Origin of the sequence: uncultured Paraglaciecola sp. (assembly GCF_937123705.1) — a bacterium.
In the GTDB taxonomy this organism is placed as follows: Bacteria; Pseudomonadota; Gammaproteobacteria; order Enterobacterales; family Alteromonadaceae; genus Paraglaciecola.
This window is the reverse complement of sequence record NZ_CAKZKO010000143.1, coordinates 1-21,212: the sequence shown is the minus strand read 5'-3', so window position 1 is coordinate 21,212 and position 21,212 is coordinate 1. Positions and strand designations below refer to the sequence as shown.

At 42.4% G+C, this 21,212-nt stretch carries 16 protein-coding genes and 1 pseudogene; 9 read left to right on the top strand and 8 right to left on the bottom strand.

Features of this window, described 5'->3' with window-relative positions:
* Positions 1 to 6: 6 nt before the first annotated feature.
* Entirely contained in the window at positions 7 to 1,716 is a 1,710-nt protein-coding gene (locus Q0688_RS19880) for a methyl-accepting chemotaxis protein (protein ID WP_299081436.1), read from the bottom strand.
* 342 nt (positions 1,717 to 2,058) lie between these two features.
* Between Q0688_RS19880 and Q0688_RS19875 the strand changes: the two genes are divergently transcribed.
* Positions 2,059 to 3,573 (top strand): YifB family Mg chelatase-like AAA ATPase, encoded by a 1,515-nt coding sequence (locus tag Q0688_RS19875; protein ID WP_299081433.1) that lies wholly within the window; start codon positions 2,059 to 2,061, stop codon positions 3,571 to 3,573.
* Positions 3,574 to 3,580: 7 nt separating this feature from the next.
* Here Q0688_RS19875 and ilvY read toward each other — a convergent pair whose 3' ends face one another.
* A complete protein-coding gene (gene ilvY, locus Q0688_RS19870) occupies positions 3,581 to 4,435 on the bottom strand; it encodes an HTH-type transcriptional activator IlvY (RefSeq protein WP_299081430.1) in 855 nt (284 codons plus the stop codon).
* 129 nt (positions 4,436 to 4,564) lie between these two features.
* On the opposite strand from ilvY, the gene ilvC reads away from it, so the two are divergent.
* Both ilvC and Q0688_RS19860 read left to right on the top strand, forming a co-directional pair.
* Positions 4,565 to 6,049 (top strand): ketol-acid reductoisomerase, encoded by a 1,485-nt coding sequence (gene ilvC / locus Q0688_RS19865; RefSeq protein ID WP_299081427.1) that lies wholly within the window; start codon positions 4,565 to 4,567, stop codon positions 6,047 to 6,049.
* A 364-nt stretch (positions 6,050 to 6,413) separates the two neighbouring features.
* Positions 6,414 to 6,746, top strand: a complete 333-nt coding sequence (locus Q0688_RS19860) for a hypothetical protein (protein ID WP_299081424.1) — start codon at positions 6,414 to 6,416, stop codon at positions 6,744 to 6,746.
* Between the two features lie 156 nt (positions 6,747 to 6,902).
* On the opposite strand, the gene can is transcribed toward Q0688_RS19860, so the two are convergent.
* Complete coding sequence (gene can, locus Q0688_RS19855; RefSeq protein ID WP_299081421.1) at positions 6,903 to 7,499, bottom strand: carbonate dehydratase; 597 nt, start codon at positions 7,497 to 7,499, stop codon at positions 6,903 to 6,905.
* 173 nt (positions 7,500 to 7,672) lie between these two features.
* Between can and Q0688_RS19850 the strand changes: the two genes are divergently transcribed.
* From Q0688_RS19850 to Q0688_RS19840, 3 genes are all read left to right on the top strand, one after another.
* Entirely contained in the window at positions 7,673 to 9,148 is a 1,476-nt protein-coding gene (locus Q0688_RS19850) for a M20 family peptidase (RefSeq protein WP_299081418.1), read from the top strand.
* A gap of 80 nt (positions 9,149 to 9,228) precedes the next feature.
* Positions 9,229 to 9,399 (top strand): hypothetical protein, encoded by a 171-nt coding sequence (locus tag Q0688_RS19845; RefSeq protein WP_299081416.1) that lies wholly within the window; start codon positions 9,229 to 9,231, stop codon positions 9,397 to 9,399.
* 115 nt (positions 9,400 to 9,514) lie between these two features.
* Positions 9,515 to 10,147 (top strand): TetR/AcrR family transcriptional regulator, encoded by a 633-nt coding sequence (locus Q0688_RS19840; protein ID WP_299081413.1) that lies wholly within the window; start codon positions 9,515 to 9,517, stop codon positions 10,145 to 10,147.
* A gap of 85 nt (positions 10,148 to 10,232) precedes the next feature.
* Here Q0688_RS19840 and Q0688_RS19835 read toward each other — a convergent pair whose 3' ends face one another.
* The 3 genes from Q0688_RS19835 to Q0688_RS19825 form a co-directional block, all read right to left on the bottom strand.
* Positions 10,233 to 11,234 (bottom strand): alpha/beta hydrolase, encoded by a 1,002-nt coding sequence (locus Q0688_RS19835; protein ID WP_299081410.1) that lies wholly within the window; start codon positions 11,232 to 11,234, stop codon positions 10,233 to 10,235.
* 24 nt (positions 11,235 to 11,258) lie between these two features.
* Positions 11,259 to 12,326, bottom strand: coding sequence for a VOC family protein (locus Q0688_RS19830; RefSeq protein WP_299081407.1), 1,068 nt, complete (start codon positions 12,324 to 12,326; stop codon positions 11,259 to 11,261).
* Positions 12,327 to 12,414: 88 nt separating this feature from the next.
* Positions 12,415 to 14,223 carry a PQQ-binding-like beta-propeller repeat protein gene (locus tag Q0688_RS19825; RefSeq protein ID WP_299081404.1) on the bottom strand — a complete coding sequence of 603 codons (1,809 nt, stop codon included), beginning with the start codon at positions 14,221 to 14,223 and terminating at the stop codon, positions 12,415 to 12,417.
* Between the two features lie 167 nt (positions 14,224 to 14,390).
* Here Q0688_RS19825 and Q0688_RS19820 point away from each other — a divergent pair, with 167 nt between their 5' ends.
* Positions 14,391 to 15,158, top strand: coding sequence for an SDR family oxidoreductase (locus Q0688_RS19820; protein ID WP_299081401.1), 768 nt, complete (start codon positions 14,391 to 14,393; stop codon positions 15,156 to 15,158).
* A 274-nt stretch (positions 15,159 to 15,432) separates the two neighbouring features.
* Positions 15,433 to 17,910: a TonB-dependent receptor gene (locus Q0688_RS19815; protein WP_299081398.1), complete on the top strand. Its 2,478-nt coding sequence runs from the start codon at positions 15,433 to 15,435 to the stop codon at positions 17,908 to 17,910.
* Positions 17,911 to 18,016: 106 nt separating this feature from the next.
* Here Q0688_RS19815 and Q0688_RS19810 read toward each other — a convergent pair whose 3' ends face one another.
* Positions 18,017 to 19,267, bottom strand: coding sequence for a glutamate-5-semialdehyde dehydrogenase (locus tag Q0688_RS19810; protein ID WP_299081395.1), 1,251 nt, complete (start codon positions 19,265 to 19,267; stop codon positions 18,017 to 18,019).
* A 48-nt stretch (positions 19,268 to 19,315) separates the two neighbouring features.
* Positions 19,316 to 20,413, bottom strand: a complete 1,098-nt coding sequence (gene proB, locus Q0688_RS19805; RefSeq protein WP_299081392.1) for a glutamate 5-kinase — start codon at positions 20,411 to 20,413, stop codon at positions 19,316 to 19,318.
* A gap of 266 nt (positions 20,414 to 20,679) precedes the next feature.
* On the opposite strand from proB, the pseudogene Q0688_RS19800 reads away from it, so the two are divergent.
* Positions 20,680 to 21,212 (top strand): annotated as a pseudogene (locus Q0688_RS19800) (aminopeptidase); the annotation flags it as partial.

Here is a 21,212-nt window from a genome sequence, read left to right as displayed (position 1 = left end):
TTTGTATCACCCATGCTCAGACTTGTGTGTTTTAAACAAACGCACCAACTCAGACAACTCTTCTGATACCTTTGCTAAGTTACTTGAATTAGTTAGCACCTCTGTAGTGCCTTCCAATATGACTGTGCCCATTTCATTGATATTAACGATACTTTGATTGATCTGTTCGGTTACAACAGATTGCTCTTCCGCTGCCGCTGCTATTTGTGTACTCATATTACTGATTGTTGACACCGAATCTGTGGCCTGATTAAGGGACTCACTTACTTTTAGCCCCTCGTCTACAATCTCAGTCACTTCGAGTGTACTCTTTTGCATAATTTTTACCGCAGCAACAGAGCCTTCTTGCAGCCTATCTATGGTGTCATTGATTTCTGCTGTTGATTGTTGTGTTCTAGTCGCCAGCGTTCTAACTTCATCCGCCACCACTGCGAAGCCTCGGCCTTGCTCACCTGCTCTGGCAGCTTCAATCGCAGCATTAAGAGCTAGCAAGTTTGTTTGTTCTGCAATGCCTTTAATCACTTCGAGTACAGAGTTGATATCTTCGCTATCTTTTCTAACTGTGGCGATCGCATTTTCTGCGGTTACCATTTGTTTAGACAATAACTCTACTTCGGAAATTAACTTTGATAATTTGGCTTTTGCATCGTTAGTATCACTTTGGGCTTGTTGTGATGCATTAGCAGTTTCGTTGATGTTTTTTGATATATCAGCCGATGTGGTGGTCATTTCATAAATGGTGCTAGCGAACTGCTCAATTTCTGCTTGCTGTAACTTGCTATTGTCGTAACTAATTTGCGAAATCGACGAAAACTCGTTTGCAGCATTGTCCACTGTAGTCGATTGCTCAGATATATTATCAATTGTGGTTTCAATTGAATCGCGCATTTGACCCACGCCCTTTTTAAGACGCGTAATTTCATCTTTGCCAATGTATTGAAAATTTGCTGTCAAATCACCAGAACCTAATACATCGACTATATCTACAAGTTCATTTAGACGTGAATTAATAGATTGAGCAATAAAAAAGCTAGAAAGTGCGGCCAATATAGTTGCCACTATCACTAATATTGTAAGAGTAACTATTATATCCTGCTCATGTTGTTCCGCCCTTAGTGCTGCTTCAGCGGTGAAACTTGCAATCTCATGGGCGACATCGGATATATTATCTTCCAGTAACAACTCTTCTTTTTCTACCTTGTGTAGTAAGGTCTCACCTTGATCTAAACCTTGCTTTGTTGTGACTTCAAGAGCTTCATTAGCATGAACTAAATAGTCCTTATAATTGATACTAATATTGGTTAGCCTTTCCAATACTTGATTAAATTTTGCCGTTTCTTCTTCAGTACTAAAATGAGTTAAAGCTTGTTGCCCAATTTTGATTGTTGATGCAATTTCTTTTGAAACTGTTGTCGATAAAGCATCAAACTTGCTTTTAGCTTGATGACGCTTTTCTTCATATTCTGGCTTAGACTTCATTACTGCGCTGTAGTGAAGTATCTTTTCAAATTCTATGGTTTGTTTTAGTTGATGCTCGGTGACTTTCGCTAAAGCATTACTCATTGGTAAGTCGCTTTCAGCAATTGAAGTTAGTTCTTTCCCAATGCTTTGCACCTGAAAAATGCTGACAGACATGCTCCACACCATCAACAACAGAGGAATGGCTCCAACAATAATAATTTTCAATCGTAACGATACATTATTTAACCAATTCATTTATTACCCTTAAAAATAACGATGCAAATAAAATTAAGTCAGCGGTTTTGGTTGCGAGCTTTAAAATAACCCTAAGAAAAACCAAGTAGCCATGTTGATTTAGATCAATAAAACTATATCGGATTTTTGAAACTTTACATTAATTAAAATTAATTTTTACAATAACTTAACACTCCATCCCAAAAGAGAACGAGTAGCACAGATCACTTTTAGCCTAAAAATTAGTTAAAGGTGTAGCTATTTGTTCAACTTATTCCATTTTGCAGATAATAATTACTCGCATATTCACATAGTTTTACTAGCCTTAAGTTATTCTTTGGTGAGAGCAAATGGAGTTGCCGTATGTCATTAGCGATTGTTTACTCGCGGGCAAGTGTGGGTATTGATGCTCCGTTAATCACAGTGGAAGTACACTTAGCCAATGGCTTGCCTTGCTTTAACTTAGTAGGGTTACCAGAGGCCTCTGTCAGAGAAGCTAAAGATAGAGTTCGTAGCGCTTTAATCAATTCTGGATTCGAGTTTCCAGCCAAACGTATTACCGTTAACTTAGCCCCTGCCGACTTACCCAAAGAAGGCGGTCGTTTTGACTTAGCCATTGCCATTGGCATTATTGCCGCCACCTTAAAGGCACCACAATTACAGTTAAAAACTGTTGAGATAGTCGGCGAACTCGCTCTTTCTGGTGCAGTACGTAGTATACAGGGGGTGTTACCTTTTGCTCATGCATGTACGCAGGCAAACAGAACTGCCATTCTTCCCAATAAAAATGCCTCAGAGGCGTCATTAATAAAACAAGCAAAAATATTGCCCGTCACACAGTTATTAGAGGTTTATCACCATATTACTGGTCAGAAGACACTGGAATTCTACCAAACTAAAACCTTAAAAAAAGCCGCGTGTTACGAGAATGACCTACAGGATGTAGTAGGGCAAATGGCGGGCAAACGTGCCATAGAAATTGCTGCTGCTGGAGGGCATAACATACTTTTTACTGGACCACCGGGAACCGGAAAAACCATGTTAGCAAGTCGTTTGATCACTATTTTACCCGATATGACCGATGAAGAAGCACTAGATAGTGCCGCAATTCATTCAATAGTAGGCAAACACGTTGACCCAAGTACCTGGAAGCATAGAGCGTTTCGCCATCCTCATCACACTAGCTCAGCTGTTGCCTTAGTGGGAGGCGGCAGCATTCCACGACCCGGCGAGATCAGCTTGGCTCATAATGGTGTGTTATTTTTAGACGAGTTACCAGAGTTCGACCGCAAAGTGTTAGATGTGTTGCGAGAGCCTTTAGAATCAGGGGTGGTGAATATTTCTCGCGCGGCAAGGCAAGCGCAGTTTCCGGCTCGATTCCAATTGGTGGCCGCCATGAACCCTAGCCCAACAGGAAGCTTACACGATGGCAGGTGCTCATCTGAGCAAATACTGCGTTACCTAAATCGCATATCGGGGCCATTTTTAGACCGAATCGATCTGCAGGTAGATGTTCCAAAACTGGCTAACAATGAATTTTCAGAACAAGTTAATAATCGCGGCGAGTCCAGCCAAACAGTTCGCCAAAGGGTAATTAAGGCCTATCAAATACAATTACACCGTGGGGGCAAATCCAATGCTCAGTTAGGTAGCAAGGAGGTTCAAAAATACTGTGTGCTGAACCAAGCCGACCAAGTATTTTTGCAGCATGCGGTAGAACAGCTTGGCTTGTCGTTGCGCACCTACCACAGGGTCTTAAAAGTCGCCCGTACCATTGCCGATTTAGGCAACCACCCCCAAATCCAAAAACAACATTTAGCCGAAGCTTTACACTATCGAGCTTTCGACCGTATGTTAGCGCAGTTGACTAGTGGCTAGTTCATACTTAAACATTCAATAACGCCTGAATGGCCGGTTCGCCTACTCTTTTTCGTAAACAACACAAGCCAAGTTGGTAGGGTTCGATGTTATCGAGTTCAATGCGATTGACTTTTTTGGCAAGGGTTGAGTGATCTAAAACCACCTCGGGAACTATGCCTAACCCACAGCCCAAAGCCACCATACTTACTATGGCTTCATTTCCTGCCACAGTTGCATACACTCGCGGTCTAATACCTTGCTCTGCAAACCAATGATGAACGATTCGTTTTGACGGCCCAGACTCTGGTAAAATAAAGGAATGATTAGACCATTCAAATTGTTCCAACCGCGTTAATTGCCAATCTTTTGGGGCGATAAGTACCAGTGGAATTTTATCTAGTGGTAAAAACTTAAGCTCGGCTGGAAAGTCCGGGGTGTAAATAGCTATGGCGGCATCGACTTCCTGTTGCATCACTTTGCTGGCGGACCAAGCCGGATCACCGGTTGTCAATTTTATTTCTACTTGCGGGTATTTATGGCGAAAACTATCTAACAAGTTCGGTAAATGGCTTTGACTCGCAGTCACCGAGCAAAACAAACTTAGCTCCCCTTGGAGCTGCTGCTGGTCTAGCTGTAATTCAATTTTTATCTTTTTCCATTCAGATAACGTTTGCTGGCTAAAACTTAATAATTTTGCCCCTGCTGCAGTAAGTTTTACTTTTCGATTGTCTCGCACAAATAATGACGTGCCGCACTCTTGTTCAAGTCTTTGGATTGAGCGACTTAAGGTCGAGGGGCTCACAAATAATGCTTGGGCGGTCTTATTAAAATGCAAACTACTGGCTAAGTGTTGAAATAGCTCTAAGCTGCGAATGTCCATTCAAGCCCCAGATTGCAAATAATGCAACATTATATTGCAAATATATCATTTTAAACAACATAAGATTTTTATTACTATCAATCCACTAAGTTTTTACGCAATACGCACTTCAATTTAAGGAATTTACACATGGCAAATTATTTCAACACCTTATCTTTACGTCAGCAGTTAGACCAAATTGGTCGCTGTCGTTTTATGCAACGAGCAGAATTTTCAACAGGTTGTGATTTTCTTAAAGGTAAAAAAATTGTCATTGTTGGCTGCGGTGCACAGGGTCTAAACCAAGGCTTGAATATGCGTGATTCTGGTTTGAATATTTCATACGCTTTACGCCAAGCTGCTATCGACGAAAAGCGTGATTCTTATACCCGTGCCAGTGACAATGGTTTTACTGTAGGTACATATCAAGATCTTATCCCAACGGCTGACATCGTTTATAACCTAACGCCTGATAAACAGCACTCAAGTGTGGTTGAAGCGGTAATGCCTCTAATGCAGCAAGGTGCTACTTTAAGTTACTCTCACGGCTTTAACATTGTCGAAGAAGGCCAACAAATTCGCTCAGATATAACCGTAGTGATGTGTGCGCCAAAATGCCCCGGTACTGAGGTGCGTGAAGAATACAAACGTGGCTTTGGTGTACCAACGCTTATAGCCGTGCATCCCGAAAATGACCCCAAAGGCCAAGGTTGGGATATTGCTAAAGCCTTAGCATCAGCCACAGGCGGCGACCGCGCAGGCGTTTTAGAGTCGTCTTTTGTAGCCGAAGTGAAATCTGACCTTATGGGTGAGCAAACCATTTTATGCGGCATGCAACAAGTTGCGGCTGTTTTGGGTTACGAGAAAATGGTCGCCAATGGCATAGATGCAGGTTATGCCGGCAAACTTATTCAAGACGGTTTAGAGACCATCACCGAAGCCCTAAAAATTGGTGGCGTGACTAATATGATGGATAGATTGTCTAATCCAGCCAAAGTAAGAGCCTTTGAATTATCCGAGCAATTAACTGATTTGCTAAGACCGCTATTTGGTAAACACCAAGACGACATCATTAGCGGTGAGTTTTCGCGCACTATGATGGAAGACTGGGCCAACGGTGATGCTAACTTATTAAAATGGCGTGAAGAAACCGGCCAAACAGGCTTTGAGAATGCACCTGTGTTTGAAGGCAGTATTGACGAGCAAGAGTATTTTGATCACGGAGTGTTTTTAGTCGCTATGATCAAATCAGGTGTTGAACTCGCATTTGATGTGATGGTTGAAGCGGGCATTTTACCCGAGTCGGCCTACTACGAGTCGTTGCACGAAACACCGTTGATTTCGAATACCATCGCTCGTAAACGCTTATACGAAATGAACGTGGTGATTTCCGATACAGCCGAATACGGCAACTACTTATTTGCTAATGCGGCAATCCCATTATTAGCAGAAAAATTAATGCCTAGTATAGGTACGGATCTTATAGGAAAAGCCTACACAACAGCATCTAACAGTGTAGATAATAAAAAGTTGGTAGATATCAACAAAACCATAAGAGAGCATGGCGTTGAAACCGTAGGCGCTAAGCTACGAGGTTACATGACTGATATGAAAACCATAGTTGAAACGGCTTAGGGCAAATTAAGGTAAGTTGTGTTCCACTCTAAGATAGATTACCTTATTAGGGGTGGGACACTATTGAACTAGCAAGCGCAAATAACCTATAGTTATTTTATACAGTGTATGTAATTGGGTACAGTAAATCGTAGCGCCTAAGCCTGTTTTTATTATTACTTTCAGTAAAAAACGAGCAAATTAGTGTATTATTGACTTTCGATATTTGTTACTGCCAGCTACTGTTACCAATTAGTTACACCTTTTATGGAAAGTACTCCCTAACCACCTGATTTCAATGGATTGTTTAATTGGCTTAAAAATTGCTTATGGAGTAGTTTGGCAAATTTTTAATTGCTATAACTTCAAGTACAGAGGATTAAATATGACGCCTTCAATATCACGCTTCACCACAATCGGTGATTGGGTTTTTGAAGTTAAAATGGTACGAGCATTGCGAGTCAAAAGATATGGAGATCCTTACACTGCAGTAGCGACATTGACAGCTAACGGTGATCAAATGTACATCGATACTCAAATGACTAGAGAAAAGGATGATTTCTCACGAAAAGATTTCTCTACCTTCTATAATTTTTGTCAACAATTGGAAATGAAGAGCTTTAGTTACGACAAAATGAAAAACGGAATTAGACACTCTAGAACAGTAGATATAGTCGAAAATTTAGATACAAAGCCTATTATAAGATTAATCAAATAAACAAATATTTACATAGGTGGAGCAAAGTACAGCCATTGTTAGTAATCATTGGCACGTGGAAAATATTCAATAATTTGCATTCCAATAAAAAGCAAGAGGCAAGCAACCCAAGTCGACACTTATATAACCTTCTAGCTTTGAAGGAACTAGGGTCGACTAAACATCGTTATTAGTAACACCTAAATCTTGCACTCGGCCGTTGCGTAAGCTGTATATCCAACTATGAATACGTACAGTCTGCCCCCTTTTTTTGGCGTCTTTAATAATATTACTGCGACGCACGTTTTCAGCTTGCTCCATTACGTTTAATTCGCACATTCGATCAGTTTTATCTTGGCCATTTAAGGCCGACAACTCTTTTCTGTGCTTATAGGCCAAGTCTTTAATATGACCCAACCAATTGTCAATTAAACCAAATTGTTGATCACCTAAGGCGGCATCTATGCCGCCACAGCCATAATGCCCACACACAATAATGTGTTTGACTTTAAGTACATCTACCGCATATTGCAGCACAGATAAGCAATTAAAATCGGTATGAATCACTAGGTTAGCCACATTTCTATGGACAAAAATATCACCGGGCAATAGCCCTAATAATTGATTAGCCGGAACGCGACTGTCTGAACAGCCTATCCATAAATACTCAGGATTTTGCTGTTCTGATAATTTATTAAAAAACTCAGGATCGGAATTTTTCTGATTTTCAGACCATTGCCGATTATTTTCAAGAAGCTGTGTAATTTCGCCCATAAACCCTCACTTAGTTGCTGCGCAGTATAAAGTAACTCACCCATTTCACTGATCCAACCTGATCAAAATCATCTAAATAGTGACCCCTTTATAAAGCAACCATTTATAACTTGTTGCTAAAGGTTATACTGGCCACAATTGTAACCAGTAAATGTATATAAGTGACTTATTTTATGAGAAAAACTCTGTTTTTTATTGCTGCTAGTGTGCTGCTGTTATGTGTTGTTGTATTTTTTCGCGCCAGCAGCGTTTTTGAAAACAATCAATATCAGGTCACCAAGCCACTAGCTACCATCGCTTTGGATGAAGGCGCCGCAATACACAGGTTTAGTCAAGCGTTACAAATTCCCACTATTTCTTATGACCAGCCGAGCCGTATTGATCATGCTGCGTTTCAGGCTTTTCACCAACATTTGGCCGAGTCCTTTCCCTTAGCCCATGCTAAAACTCAGCTCACCACGTTTAATGATTACAGCATGGTGTATTACCTTAAAGGTCAAAATTCACAACTTAAACCGGCACTGTTTATGGGCCATATGGACGTTGTGCCGGTTGACGAGCAAACCAAGGATCAATGGCAGCAACCACCTTTTAGCGGCAAAGTAGTAGATGGGGTGATCTGGGGAAGAGGCACCGTAGACGACAAAGTCAGTGTGCTGGCGCTAATGGAATCCCTAGAATATTTCTTAGCCAGAAGCAAAATCCCCCAAAGAGACATTTATTTTGCCTTTGGGCACGACGAAGAAGCAGGCGGCGCAGGCGCACAAGCCATAGCTCAGCACTTTGCAGAGCAAAACATTGAGTTTGAATTTATCTTAGACGAAGGCGGCGTAATAGCCGATGGTATTATTCCTGGGACCACTCAGCCCATAGCGTTAATAGGCGTGGCCGAAAAAGGCTTTGTGAATTATAGACTGACCGTAAAGGGTGAAGGTGGGCATTCATCACAGCCTCCTGCTCATACTGCCGCTGGTATCTTGGCTGCGGCCTTAGTTAGGGTAGAGAACAACCCTTTTGCTGCGCGAACCGAGTTTTTTGACTTAATGTTTGAAAACGTAGGTTATTCAATGCCTTTATCCCAGCGTTTGCCTTTAGCAAATATGTGGTTATTTGAACCCCTAGTACTTAATACTCTTTTAAAAAGCCCCAGTTCAGCCGCAAGTGCGCGCACCACTACTGCCATCACTATGTTGCAAGGTAGCACTAAGTCAAATGTGCTACCCACAATAGCCAGTGCAGTAGTCAACTTTAGAATTTTACCAGGTGATACTATTGCCAGTATTGAAGCTCATCTGAAGCAGGTTATTGACGATGAACGGGTGGTACTTTCTAGCGAGCAAGCCAATGAAGCCTCAGCCGTATCCCCTACCGATAATATTGGTTTTAAATTAATTGAAAGCTCGATAAGGCGTTTAAATGACCAGATCCTAGTATCACCTTACTTAGTATTAGGTGCGACGGACTCTAGGCATTTTCAGCACTTATCAGATAATATCTATCGTTTTATGATGGTGTCGCTAAATCAAGATTCGTTAACGCAATTTCATGGGCTAAACGAACAAATAGCGGTGCAAGATTATCTCAACGCCATTCAGTTTTATTATGCCATGCTTGAACAAACCGCTATGGTCAAGACCCCAGCTATCTAATAAACTTTTTATGTGACTTAAAGGATCTAAATTTGAAACCTCACCACCTTATACTTTTTGCCACGGTAATGTGTTTCAGCATGCAAACCTTGGCAAGCGAATTTAGCCAAGTTTACAAAGAGTTTGTAACATCAACCGACGCCCTGCAAAAATGGCGTTACGCACCAAAATTTGCAGACGGCCAAGCCGTCGCCACCAAAAAAATGAAAGTGCAGATGGATTTTAAAGTACGAAAATCGGCACAGCGTTAGCCCATACTCAGAATGATTAGTCGGCATGCCGTAACGTACAAGGCTTGCATTTAGCATGCTGATACATAACTATTAGTTTATAACTGCGTAACTATAAAGGATCGGTACTCTCGCTATGGCAGCACCTAAAAAAACACGGACCCGACTTTCGCCCGAGGTAAGAAAAAACCTAATCCTTGATCATGCCGCTGAGGTAGTAAAAACTGAAGGAGTGTCTGCCTTGAGTATGGAAAGACTCGGGCAAGAAGCAGGGATCAGTAAATCGCTGGTGTATGCGTATTACCCAAGCATGAAAGAATTATTACAAACCTTACTCAAGCGAGAATATAAAAGTTTGAGAATTCGCCAAGCTAAGGCAGCCGAAGGCGCTGAAACTTTTGAACAACTAGTGAGACAAACCACAAAAGCCTATTTAAGCTACATCGACGAACGCGGGCTCATTTTAGATAGATTAGCGGCAGAGCCTAGCTTATCAAATCACGGAGACCCAACAGAATACAGCCGGATTTCTGCGGTTGAATATATTGCAAAAATCGTACACCAGCACTTTGGCATTGACATGAAAATTGCCTTAATCGCCATAGATATATCTTTCGGCATACCCGCTGCAGCTGGGCATTATCTCACTCGCCACGAAGTAAGCCGTCAAACCGTTGAAGACATTACAGTGGCGATGATGATTGGAAGCATTGGAGGCTTAAAACGCAACTACGAAACCGCCCTAAAACCTCTTAAGAGTATTTCTTAAATTTATCCCGAAATTTTCTGGCAGCAGCAAAAAAGAGTATCCAGTACACGCCGTCGCCAATAGAATTATTAAGCTTACAACAAGCTTATTTCTTAAGAAAAATCTCCATCGCTTGGATCACATCTTGTGGTTTATCAAAAAACGGGCTGTGTCCAGAGCCTGGAATTACTGTCACCGATAAATCATCCACATACTTTGGAATCACGTCTAGCATAGCTGGAACAAAGGTGCGTTCGTTTTCAGTCCAAATTAATAAGCTCGGAACTGTCACTCTAGCGGTTTTGGAAGGCCAATATGAGTCTTCATTGATATCGGCCACCGCTGGCACATTTGCGCGATACCAATTTACCGCTCCAGTATGGGCTCCTGGCTGGCTCCAAGCACTAAAAAATGCATTTTTGAATCTATCGTTTAGATGACCGTTGGCATAGCCCTTATCAAAGCCATAGCGCCACAACATTTCAGGGCCATACTTGGCATAGACTTTTTCCATTTCAGGACTTTTGAGTCTGTCCATGTAGGCAGAGGATTTTTTCTGTTCAGGATTGTTGACAATCATATGCAGTAACACATTAAAAGGAGGTGCATTGATCACCACTATTTTGTCGATCATTTTGGGGTGTTTTTGCGCCACAGCCCACGCCAATGCACCGCCCCAATCATGGCCTACTAAGGTGACTTTTTTTCCTTTTGGCAAATGTTCAATCAAAGCTTTTACATCTTCTACTAGTAATGCAATTTTGTAGTTTTCAACTCCCTTAGGCTTGGCAGAAAGGTTATAACCGCGATTGTCTGGCGCCACCACATGGTAATCTTTAGAAAAGTGCGAGAGAAGCTTGTCCCAGGACGCACCAAAAAATGGATAGCCATGAATAAACAAAATAATGTCGCCTTCACCTTTGTGTACATAATGAAACCTCAATCCATTAAGGCTCACATATTCAGAGTCATAGCCCAAAGATGAGATTTCTTCTGGTGTTTTTTGGTCTTTTGCAGTTTCTGCATGGGCATTTGGTAGCCAACACACAGCCACCAGCAACAGGCTCATAATAGATTTAGGATGTCTAATACAGAAATTGCGAAACATTGTATTACCTTTAAGAATTCAAATTTAATTAGGATCGAAACTAGTTATGGAGTAAGTGCTTTTGGGATTGGCGACCTGTCTTAGGCTATAAATATTGCTATCAGGATCCCTAGCAAAGACTTGCCAAAACTCCCCTAACAATTGCGGCTCGCTAATAAAATCTACCCCTAGGGCTTTCATGCGTTTATATTCTTTCTGAATATCGGCTACTTCGATTGAATAGCTATAGCCTAAAGTTGCAGGCTGGCGTACCACAGTGTTTTTAGGAGTCTTAGGCGAGGTGTATTGCCAAAACTCAATCACTTTAGATTTTTGATTCATCTTGAACCAACCACCAATCAATGTGGCATTGTCCATATCAATCAGGTTGTCGACTTCTACTCGGTTTTTTAAGTCAGCTACGCGATATGGTTTAAAACCAAGTACGCCTTGGTAGTAACTCATCAATGCTTCGAGATCGTGAGTCACCAGTGCTACTTGAGACATCCATAAATCATGCTCTAAGGCTTTCCAAGTTGAATCATAACCAGAGCGCGCTAGAATTTTTCCGTCGAGTTGCTCCAACTCCATCATATTGCCTTCAGGATCGTAGGCGTAAGCGTATGTCACGCCATAACCACCCAAATCTACTGGTTTATCCTCCCGCGATAATACATCAGCACCCGCTTTTTGGAATTTCTTAAAACCCGAGTTAGATTCTGGTGATTGAAAACAGGTGTGAGTCATACCCGGGCCAATCACCGGCATAGTCGAGGTTTTTGCATTTTTATTGTGTTTAAATGCAATGAGTTCGAGCAGCATATTTGGCGCTTTTAAAATCGCCATTTCGTATTCCACACCTTTGTGGCCATAAAGTTTGTCGGCGTCACTGCTGCCTTTAACGGTTTCACGCCTGATCACTTCATACCCCGTGGCATCTTGATAAAATTTCAGCATTTCATCTAAATTTGCCACCGATATACCAATATGATTTATCCCCATCATAGTGGTTGTGGTGTCTTTCATACTGGCGGTTTTATCAATTTCTATGGCTTGCGCTGACAACATAATTAGCGACAAAGACACCGCTGCTAGTTTTTTTAAAAAATGCATAAAATTCTCCTAATAACACGCTAGCCCCCAAAACAAGGCTTGTTTAGCGTTTTTTATTCAATCTAAAAACGTGAATTTAAAACCTGACTTACTGACCATCTATAGAAAACACCATCAGTAAATTACCCGGAGCTTCGGCCCATTTGTCATAGCCAGAAGTCAAGTATATTTTGCCGTTGGCAATCACCGGGCCATCGGCCTCAATTGAACCGCCAAAACCTTTTACGCCATTAACACTGGTCACTGGCTGTTTAGTGTTGTATTCCCACAGAATGTCGCCTTTATCTGCTGAGAACACTCTAAACATGCCATCTAATCCACCAGCATAAACCAGCTCCGGCGAACTAGAGACTGCGGCTGAAATACCACGGAAGCATAAAAATTTCATCTTCTTAGGACAGACATTGGGTAAGTCATTACGCCAAATAATATCACCTGTTTGCAGATCTAAACCATGAATGCCCGGGTGGGCATCACCTACGGCGTAAGGGTTGTTAGTGGGCAAATCAGATATACCTACAAACACTTTTTGATTATCAGTACTCATGCCCCAATGAACGCCTCCCATAGTGCCACCACTACCTACGCGCTGCTTCCAAACAATTTCGCCTTTGGCGTCAGGATCTAAGGCGTACACCATGCCCGACTTTTGACCGATAATTAGCAGCTGCTTGCCATTGGCTTGAGTGCTTAACATCGCCGAAGAACCTATATCAAAATCGGGGCCATCTTCTTTAGGGCAATTAGGGGTATTACGGGAGCATGCGCCATTCCACGCGTCGGCTTTGGTTACCTGAGTAACCCATTTTATGTCACCTGTGGTTAAATCCATTGCCAACACGGCATCGCTGGTACCAGTAGCAGGTGATGAATAATTCTGCCCTGTGGTGGCATACAATAAATTACGTTTTGCATCTAAAGTGGGGCCAGACCAAACAGGCGCGCCTGATGGTCCATGTTGTTGGGTGCCTACTGACGATTTATAAGTAGGTTTAGGCTCGTCCACTGTGTAGCTAGTCCACACTTTTTTGCCAGTTTTAATATCAAGGGCAACCACTGCACCTCTAAATGAACAACATTCATAATCTGCTCTTGCGGCTGGGATAATTTCTAGTGAAGACACAGGCACATACACTTTGGAACCATCGGCAATCACCGAACCCGTGACAACCGCTAGTGGGCTAGGGTGTACTTTGGTACTCCACAACAACTTACCTGTTTGTACATCGATAGCGTGGGCGCTGCCTTCTAAATCACCAAATAATAAGTGGTTGCCTTGTAAGAACATGGCACCGCGTATTTCGGCTTGGGATTTGTGTTCCCAGTGCACACAACCGGTTTCAGTATCTAACGCATAAACTGTGCCCGACTGACTACCCACATACACCATATCTTCGGTGACTATAGGTTGGGCTCGTACTCTGGTGGTGTCTGGAAAGGCAAAGGCCCACTTCAATTTTAAATTAGCAACACTTTTGGTTGTTAAACCGGGTGCATTTGCTTGATGGCGGTTATTGCCAGCTTTTCCTCCCCAGCCATTCCACACTAAATCAGAGGGTTGCTGTGGTGTTTTAAGATCTGTGCTGTTACAGCTGTATGCCGATAATTTGTGACTCTCTTCTGAGACTTTCTTTTCGGTTAGGTATTCAGCTACTGCCACTTTATCCGACATAGACAGGGACATCCCTATAGTGCTCATTAACCCCGACTCTAAGGACTTGACGATCCTTTCTGGCTGATAAAGCTTTAGTGCTTCTACTTTAGGCGCTTCTAATAAAGCCCCAGTATGACAGGCGGAGCAACTTGCTTGGAAAATTTGTTCGCCTTTGTTTTGCTCAGAAGCCTGTGTTGCCATGGAGCCCAACAACCCCAAACCAAACACAGTAAATATACGCAACACAAAACACCCATTAACTCGACTACTTCTTATTGCCACTTTCAATCTCACTGTGAAAACTCAACGATATTTTTAACATTTGTTATTAATGTAAACCTTATTGACGACGAGTTCAATAAATTATAGAGTCAATTATATCTCAATCACTCAATATCGAGGATAATAATATGGATTTGGGTTTAGCGAACAAACGGGCCATAGTGACAGGCGGCAGCCGTGGAATTGGCATGGCCATAGCTGATAGCTTATTAAAAGACGGTGCATCTATTGCTACTTGCGCTCGTGGCCAAGAAGCCTTAGAAAGGACCATAGGCCATTGGCGTGATCAAGGTGCAACCGCTTTTGGTAGCGCTGTGGATGTATCCGATGCAGAAGCATTTGCAAGCTGGTTTGAATCGGCAGTAAAGCAGCTTGGTGGTTTAGATATTTTCGTTAGTAACGTCACCAGCATGAATCAATATCAAGGCATTGAACGTTGGAAACAAGCTTTTGAAGCGGATTTATTGCAGCATATTCGCGCCACAGAGCTAGCCTTGCCTCACTTAAAACAAGGTAACAGCCCTTCAATAGTATACATTGCATCTATAGCCTCGATCATGACAGCTAACATGCCTACCGAAACCGAGTATGGTGCCATGAAAGCCGCGCTGATCTCTTATGCCACCCAGCTTGCCAACAAACTAGGCAAAGATAACATCCGCGTTAACCTAGTCTCTCCAGGCCCAATTTACCATGAGAATGGCTTCTGGCAAGGGGTTGAAAAACACAAACCTGACTTATTTAAGCGGGCTGCTGCATTATCGGTATTTAATCGATTAGGTACCTCCCAAGAAGTTGCCAATGCGGCAGTATTTTTGGCTAGTCCTGCGGCTTCAAACATCACGGGTGCTAATTTACGTGTAGACGGCGGCACCATCAAAAACGTTAACTTTTAGCACTATTTTACAATAAGGCAACAACTAAACCCAAAGCATCCATGGAATAAACCATTGTTTTGCATGACAAAAGTTAAATTTTGGCACGCAACTTAATGGTTTACTATAAATTTTCTACATTTTTATAACAAACAACTATTGACTATTGTCAATTGTTACAATAACGTAGCCATTATTATTGGCGGGGTGTAATAATTGCGACTGTAGAATTAGCCTCTAATGCAAAATAACTCCCTTAATTAATACCTTTAAGAAAACCCATTGGAGCTTAATCATGACGCACATTAGACTTTATAAACGCCTTTTCGCAGCAGCCTCAGCGATACCATTTGCCCTTTCCGCTATCGCTCAGGAAGTTAACCAAGCTCAGACTAGCCCTGATGATGAAGCAACTGGCTTAGAAGTGATCCAAGTTACCGCTCAAAAACGTGTTTCTTCACTTCAAGAAACGCCTATCGCAATCAGTGCATTTAACGAATCAATGTTGGAAGATCAAGATATTCAAGACCCCGCTGATATGCAGTTTGCCGTACCTAATGCTATGGTCTCAGGCGGAGGCTCTTATAGTGTACGGGGCGTAGGTAACACCGCCGTATCGTCAACTGCCGATCCGGGTATGGGTGTACACGTCAATGGTGTATATGTCACCAGAAACGCCTCACAAAATGAGTTTTACGATGTACAGGCAGTTGAAGTGTTACGTGGTCCACAAGGCACACTTTTTGGCCGTAATACCACTGCTGGCGTGGTTAACACTATTACAAAACGCCCGACCGATGTACTTGAAGCATCAATTACAACGGATATCGCAAATTACAATGGCCTAAGAACCAAAGGTTTTGTCAATGTTCCTTTGAGTGACACTGTGTTACAACGCTTTGCGTTCAATACAGTCAAGCGCGATGGTTATTCCGAAACCATTGCTAAAGATGTTGACTTCGACACGCTTGATGGCCGCGACCAATGGTCGGTTAGAAGTTCAACTTCGTTCGAATTTAGCGATCAAGCTGAAGGATTTTTATTTGCTCAATATTTTAGAGAGCATAGTGATCGCAGTGGTACTGTGGGTGTATTGTGTAAAGCCGATCCTGTACTGGGTTGTGACAACAGTGAAACGCTTGGCAACGAATTCCCTAACACAAGTTTCACAGATGGCTCATTAGCCAATGGTGCGTTAGCTGGATTGTATGCTTCTCTTGGTTACGGCACTCGACCAGACTTTTGGAATACCAACCTCGATGGCTCTGCCAAAACTACCGGCGGCGATCCAAGAAAAGTAGGGACAGACTACCAACCGACTTTTAATAGCGAACACCTGCTCCTTTCATTTGAATTTAATTATGAATTTAGTGATTACGTCTTTACCTCAGTATCGGCTTACCATGATAGAGAAGATCTAGCTTATCGAGATTTTGATAACTCTGATGGTTCAGATGCGATGCTGGTTCCTCAGACGTTGTTGCTACCAGAAGGGCGCACTGAGCTCACCACCCGCCATAGTTCAACCCGTACCGATGGCGGTGCAAGCAAGCAATGGAGCCAAGAATTTAGGGTTGCGTCATATTTAGACGGACCGTTTAACTATACTGCCGGCGCCTTTTATCTAAAATATGAAGGCGAAAGCTTAATTAAGTTTCATATCCCAGAAGTGACGGCTATTGCAGCATTTAAAGCGTTACCTGATGAACTTGGCGCCTTTACCTTTGATACGCCTATAGTCGAAACAGACTCTTGGGCAATATTTACTGAAGGTTATTATGATGTCTCTGAAGATTTCAAGTTAACTGTCGGTATCCGCTACACTGAAGAAGAGAAGTATACAAAAACGAGGACCTATTCTTCCCTAGATGTTTTTCCAATGGCACCGGGCTCATACCTAACCAGTGACTTTGATATGGAAAGCACCTTTAAATACGGTGAAGGCGAATGGGAAGAATTTACCGGTAAGCTTGGTTTTGCCTATACCCCTGATATAGAAGCAACAGACGAAACCTTGTTTTTCGGTACCTTATCTCGAGGCTATAAAGGCGGCGGTATAAACCCTGGCGCCAGTGACTCGTCTTTCCCAACCTTTGATCCTGAATATATCAATGCGTTAGAAGTAGGGACCAAAAACACGTTATTAGATCGTACCTTTCAAGCCAACGTAACCGCATTTATGTATAAGTATGATGGGTTGCAAGTTGGAGGTATTTTAGGTGATGGCACCACATTTAACACTAACGTTGATGCCGAAGTTAAAGGGGCAGAATTTGAATTTGTTGCAGCGCCTATTGATGGATTTCGGGTTAACCTTAATCTCTCATTACTTGATTCTGAAATTGTCGATGATTTCCTAACTTCGCCGGATATTTCATCACCTTCAGGCTCAGGGCCAGTCAACTTACAAGGGAATTCTTTACAGTATTCGCCTGAAAGCTCTGTGCAATTTGGCATCCAGTACAGTCATGAATTAAGTGATAACTGGGACATCACCTATCGCGCGCAAACATACTGGCAAGATAGCTATTACTCTCGTTTGTATAACATCAAGACCGATAAGCAAGATGATTGGTCTCAGTCAGACGTTAGCGTAACTGTGCGCGATCTCGCAAACGAAAAGTGGGAGTTTGAACTTTACGTTAAAAATGTCTCAGATGAAGCGTCCATCACAGGCTTAGGTGTGGACAACTCTTTAGTCGGTCGTTACCGCACACCAACTTACCTTGATCCACGCACTTATGGTGTTCGCGTGACGTATCGTTTCGAATAATATTAAGTGTGTCTAAACCCTGAATTGTGTCCTCAGGTACTTTTGCCCCACCTTTTGGTGGGGCTTTTTTTATGAGTCAATATAAATGTTTGAGGTAGCCAATAAGTTAGCTACGTACTTCACCATCACCCATCACAATAAACTTTTCAGTGGTAAGAGATTCCGCACCCATAGGCCCATACGCATGCAATTTGCTGGTGGAGATACCAATCTCAGCGCCTAGACCAAGTTGCCCACCATCCGAGAAACGCGACGAGGCATTGGCCATCACTACGGCCGAATCAACTCTGCGGATAAAGGCTTGGGTTTTTGAGTAATCTTGGCTGACAATCACCTCAGTATGGCCCGAACCATATTCTTCTATGTGAGCGATGGCTTGGTCAAAATCCACCACAACTTTTACTGCTATTTCCATGGCGAGATATTCGGCATGCCAGTCTTCTTTAGTGGCGTGTTGTGCGCCATTGAAGTAGCTAATGCTGTTCTCACAAGCATGAACAAGGGTTTGGTGCTGGGCTAACAAGGCTGCGGCTTTAGGCAAAAACCTAGGGGCAATATCTTGATGTACTAACAAGGTTTCGAGAGAATTACACACGCCTGTGCGTTGGGTTTTACCATTTTCGAGTAAAGCTAAGGCTTTGGCTTCATCGGCTGCGCTGTCGACATACAAATGGCACACCCCTTTAAAATGCTGAATAACCGGAATGCGGCTGTTTTCGGATACAAAGCGAATTAACCCTTCGCCCCCTCTTGGAATAATTAAGTCAATGGACTCGTTAAGGGTCATTAACTCGTTCATTACTGCTCGGTCTGTGTCTGGCACTACCACTACAGCCGCAGGGTCTAGTTGCTGCTTAGCTAAAGCCATTTCGATACATTTCGCCAAGGCTAAATTAGAATGCAGGGATTCTTTACCTCCGCGCAAAATCACTGCATTACCCGCCTTTAAACACAAAGCTGCGGCGTCTATGGTCACATTAGGTCGTGATTCATAAATCATCGCAATCACGCCAAGGGGAATGCGCATTTTACCCACTTGAATGCCACTGGGCATACGTTTGATATTGGCGATATTGCCCACAGGATCTTCTTGACCTGCAATCTCAAGTACTGCATCGGCAATGCCTTGAATACTCTCGGCATTAAGTGCCAGCCGGTCTAACATGGCCTCATCTAGGCCGTTTTCTTTCCCTAAGGCTACGTCCTTATTGTTGGCAATCAATATGCTATGAGTGTTAGCCACCAGTGCTTGGGCAATGTCGGCTAATAGTTGATTTTTTTGTGGCGCCGACAAGTTAGCAACCTGTCGAGCAGCCCTTTTGGCACTGTGCGCCGCATCGGCAATTGAAAAACTCATCGTCTTGATCCTTATTTAAAAATTTTATCTAACAGGTAAGGGTGATATTTAAAGTAATACTAAGTCATCACGATGAATGGCCACTTCACCCAAAAAATACCCCAAGCTTGCTTCAATGTTTTGGCTGTTTAGGCCCTTTATTGCCGCTAAATCGGTGGCGCCATACAGCACAATACCTTTAGCTATAGCGGTATTGTTGTAGGTAATGTTCACCGCTTCGCCCGATGAAAATTGGCCGCTTACCTTAATAATACCCGATGGCAACAAAGACGCTCCGTGTTGCAACAAGGCTTGCTGCGCCCCTTGATCGATTTCTATGCTGCCCTTGGCTTTTAAGGTATGCCTGAGCCAGTTGTCACGGGCATTATCTAAACTTTTGTTGGGAATAAACAAGGTGCCGGGTGAGCGTCCTTTAGCCAACTCAGTAAACACATTTTTATCGCGACCGTTAACAATTAGGGTTTGAATGCCTGAGTCCACACACTTTTGCGCCGCTTGAATTTTAGTTTGCATGCCACCTGTACCCATATCACTGCCAGCACCGCCCGCTAACTGGTAGATGCGACTATCAATAGTGGCAACTTCAGGTATTAACTGCGCATTAGTGTTGTATCTGGGGTCTGCATCATATAACCCATTGATATCAGAACAAATAATAAGAGTATCGGCTTCTGCTACTAAAGCGGTGTAGGCGGCCAGATTATCGTTGTCACCCACTTTAAGTTCGTTAATGGCCACAGTGTCATTTTCGTTCACTATAGGTAGTGCATGATTTTTAAGTAGTTCACGCAAGGTATTTTTGATATTTACATAACGGCTACGATTGTGTAAATCGTCGGAGGTTAATAACATCTGGGCACAATCAAAATCAAACAAACCGGCCCAATTGGCCATCATCTGGGTTTGACCAATAGCCGCCATGGCTTGCTTTTCAGTGATTGAAGGACGGTGTTTATGCCTAATTTTACCCCTTCCCGCCGCAACACTGCCTGAAGAAACCAAAATCACTTGTTTTCCTTGTTTGCGGCTGGTGCTAATAAATTCTGCGATAGGCCCAAGGTACTCTTGGCTACATTGATTATTGTTAGGCGCAATTAGGCTACTTCCGACTTTAATGACTGCCCGCTTCCAATTGGCCTGATACATACTTTTCCTCGCTACATTTTGTTTCTAGATTACGATAAAACAACCGATTAACAAGCTATTGTAGTTATAAGCTATGGTTTAAAAATGAAATAATAACCAAGCAAATCATTCAAAAACAGTAGTTTTGACCTAATAATACAAACAAACCTTCTTAATACAGGTTAATTTCCCTAAGAATTGTTAATAAATTTATTATAAAATGTTAGATAGCAAATAAAAATAATAACAGCATCATCGGTTTATTTTTACGATAACTAGGGAACATTATGTTTAGAAAACTCATTACGATAGCTGTGCTGTCGTTTACCACTATTGGGGCCGCAAATGCAGCCATTAGTCAAACCAAGGGCAATTTTGAAGATAAGTTTCGTCAATTGGATGAAACACTGCCTACGCCTAACGTTTATCGAAATGCGGCTGGTGAGCCGGGTCATGAATATTGGCAACAACAAGTTGATTATAAAATTAGGGCTAAATTGGACGAAGATAAACGTCGATTAGAAGCAAGCCAAGAGATTACTTACCACAACAATTCTCCCGACACTCTTAAATATCTATGGTTGCAATTAGATCAGAATAAATTTCGTAATGATTCAATGGATGCCATGACGAGCACTTTTGGAAGTGGCGGTACCTCGAACTCTTCTGGCGATAAACCGGCCAAATTGAGTTTAGGGACATTACGTAGACAACAGTTTATGGAAGACAGTGTATTAGGTTTCGATATTCAAGCCGTTACAGATACCAAAGGTAAAAAGCTAAAACATACAATAGTGGGTACCAATATGCGTATCGACTT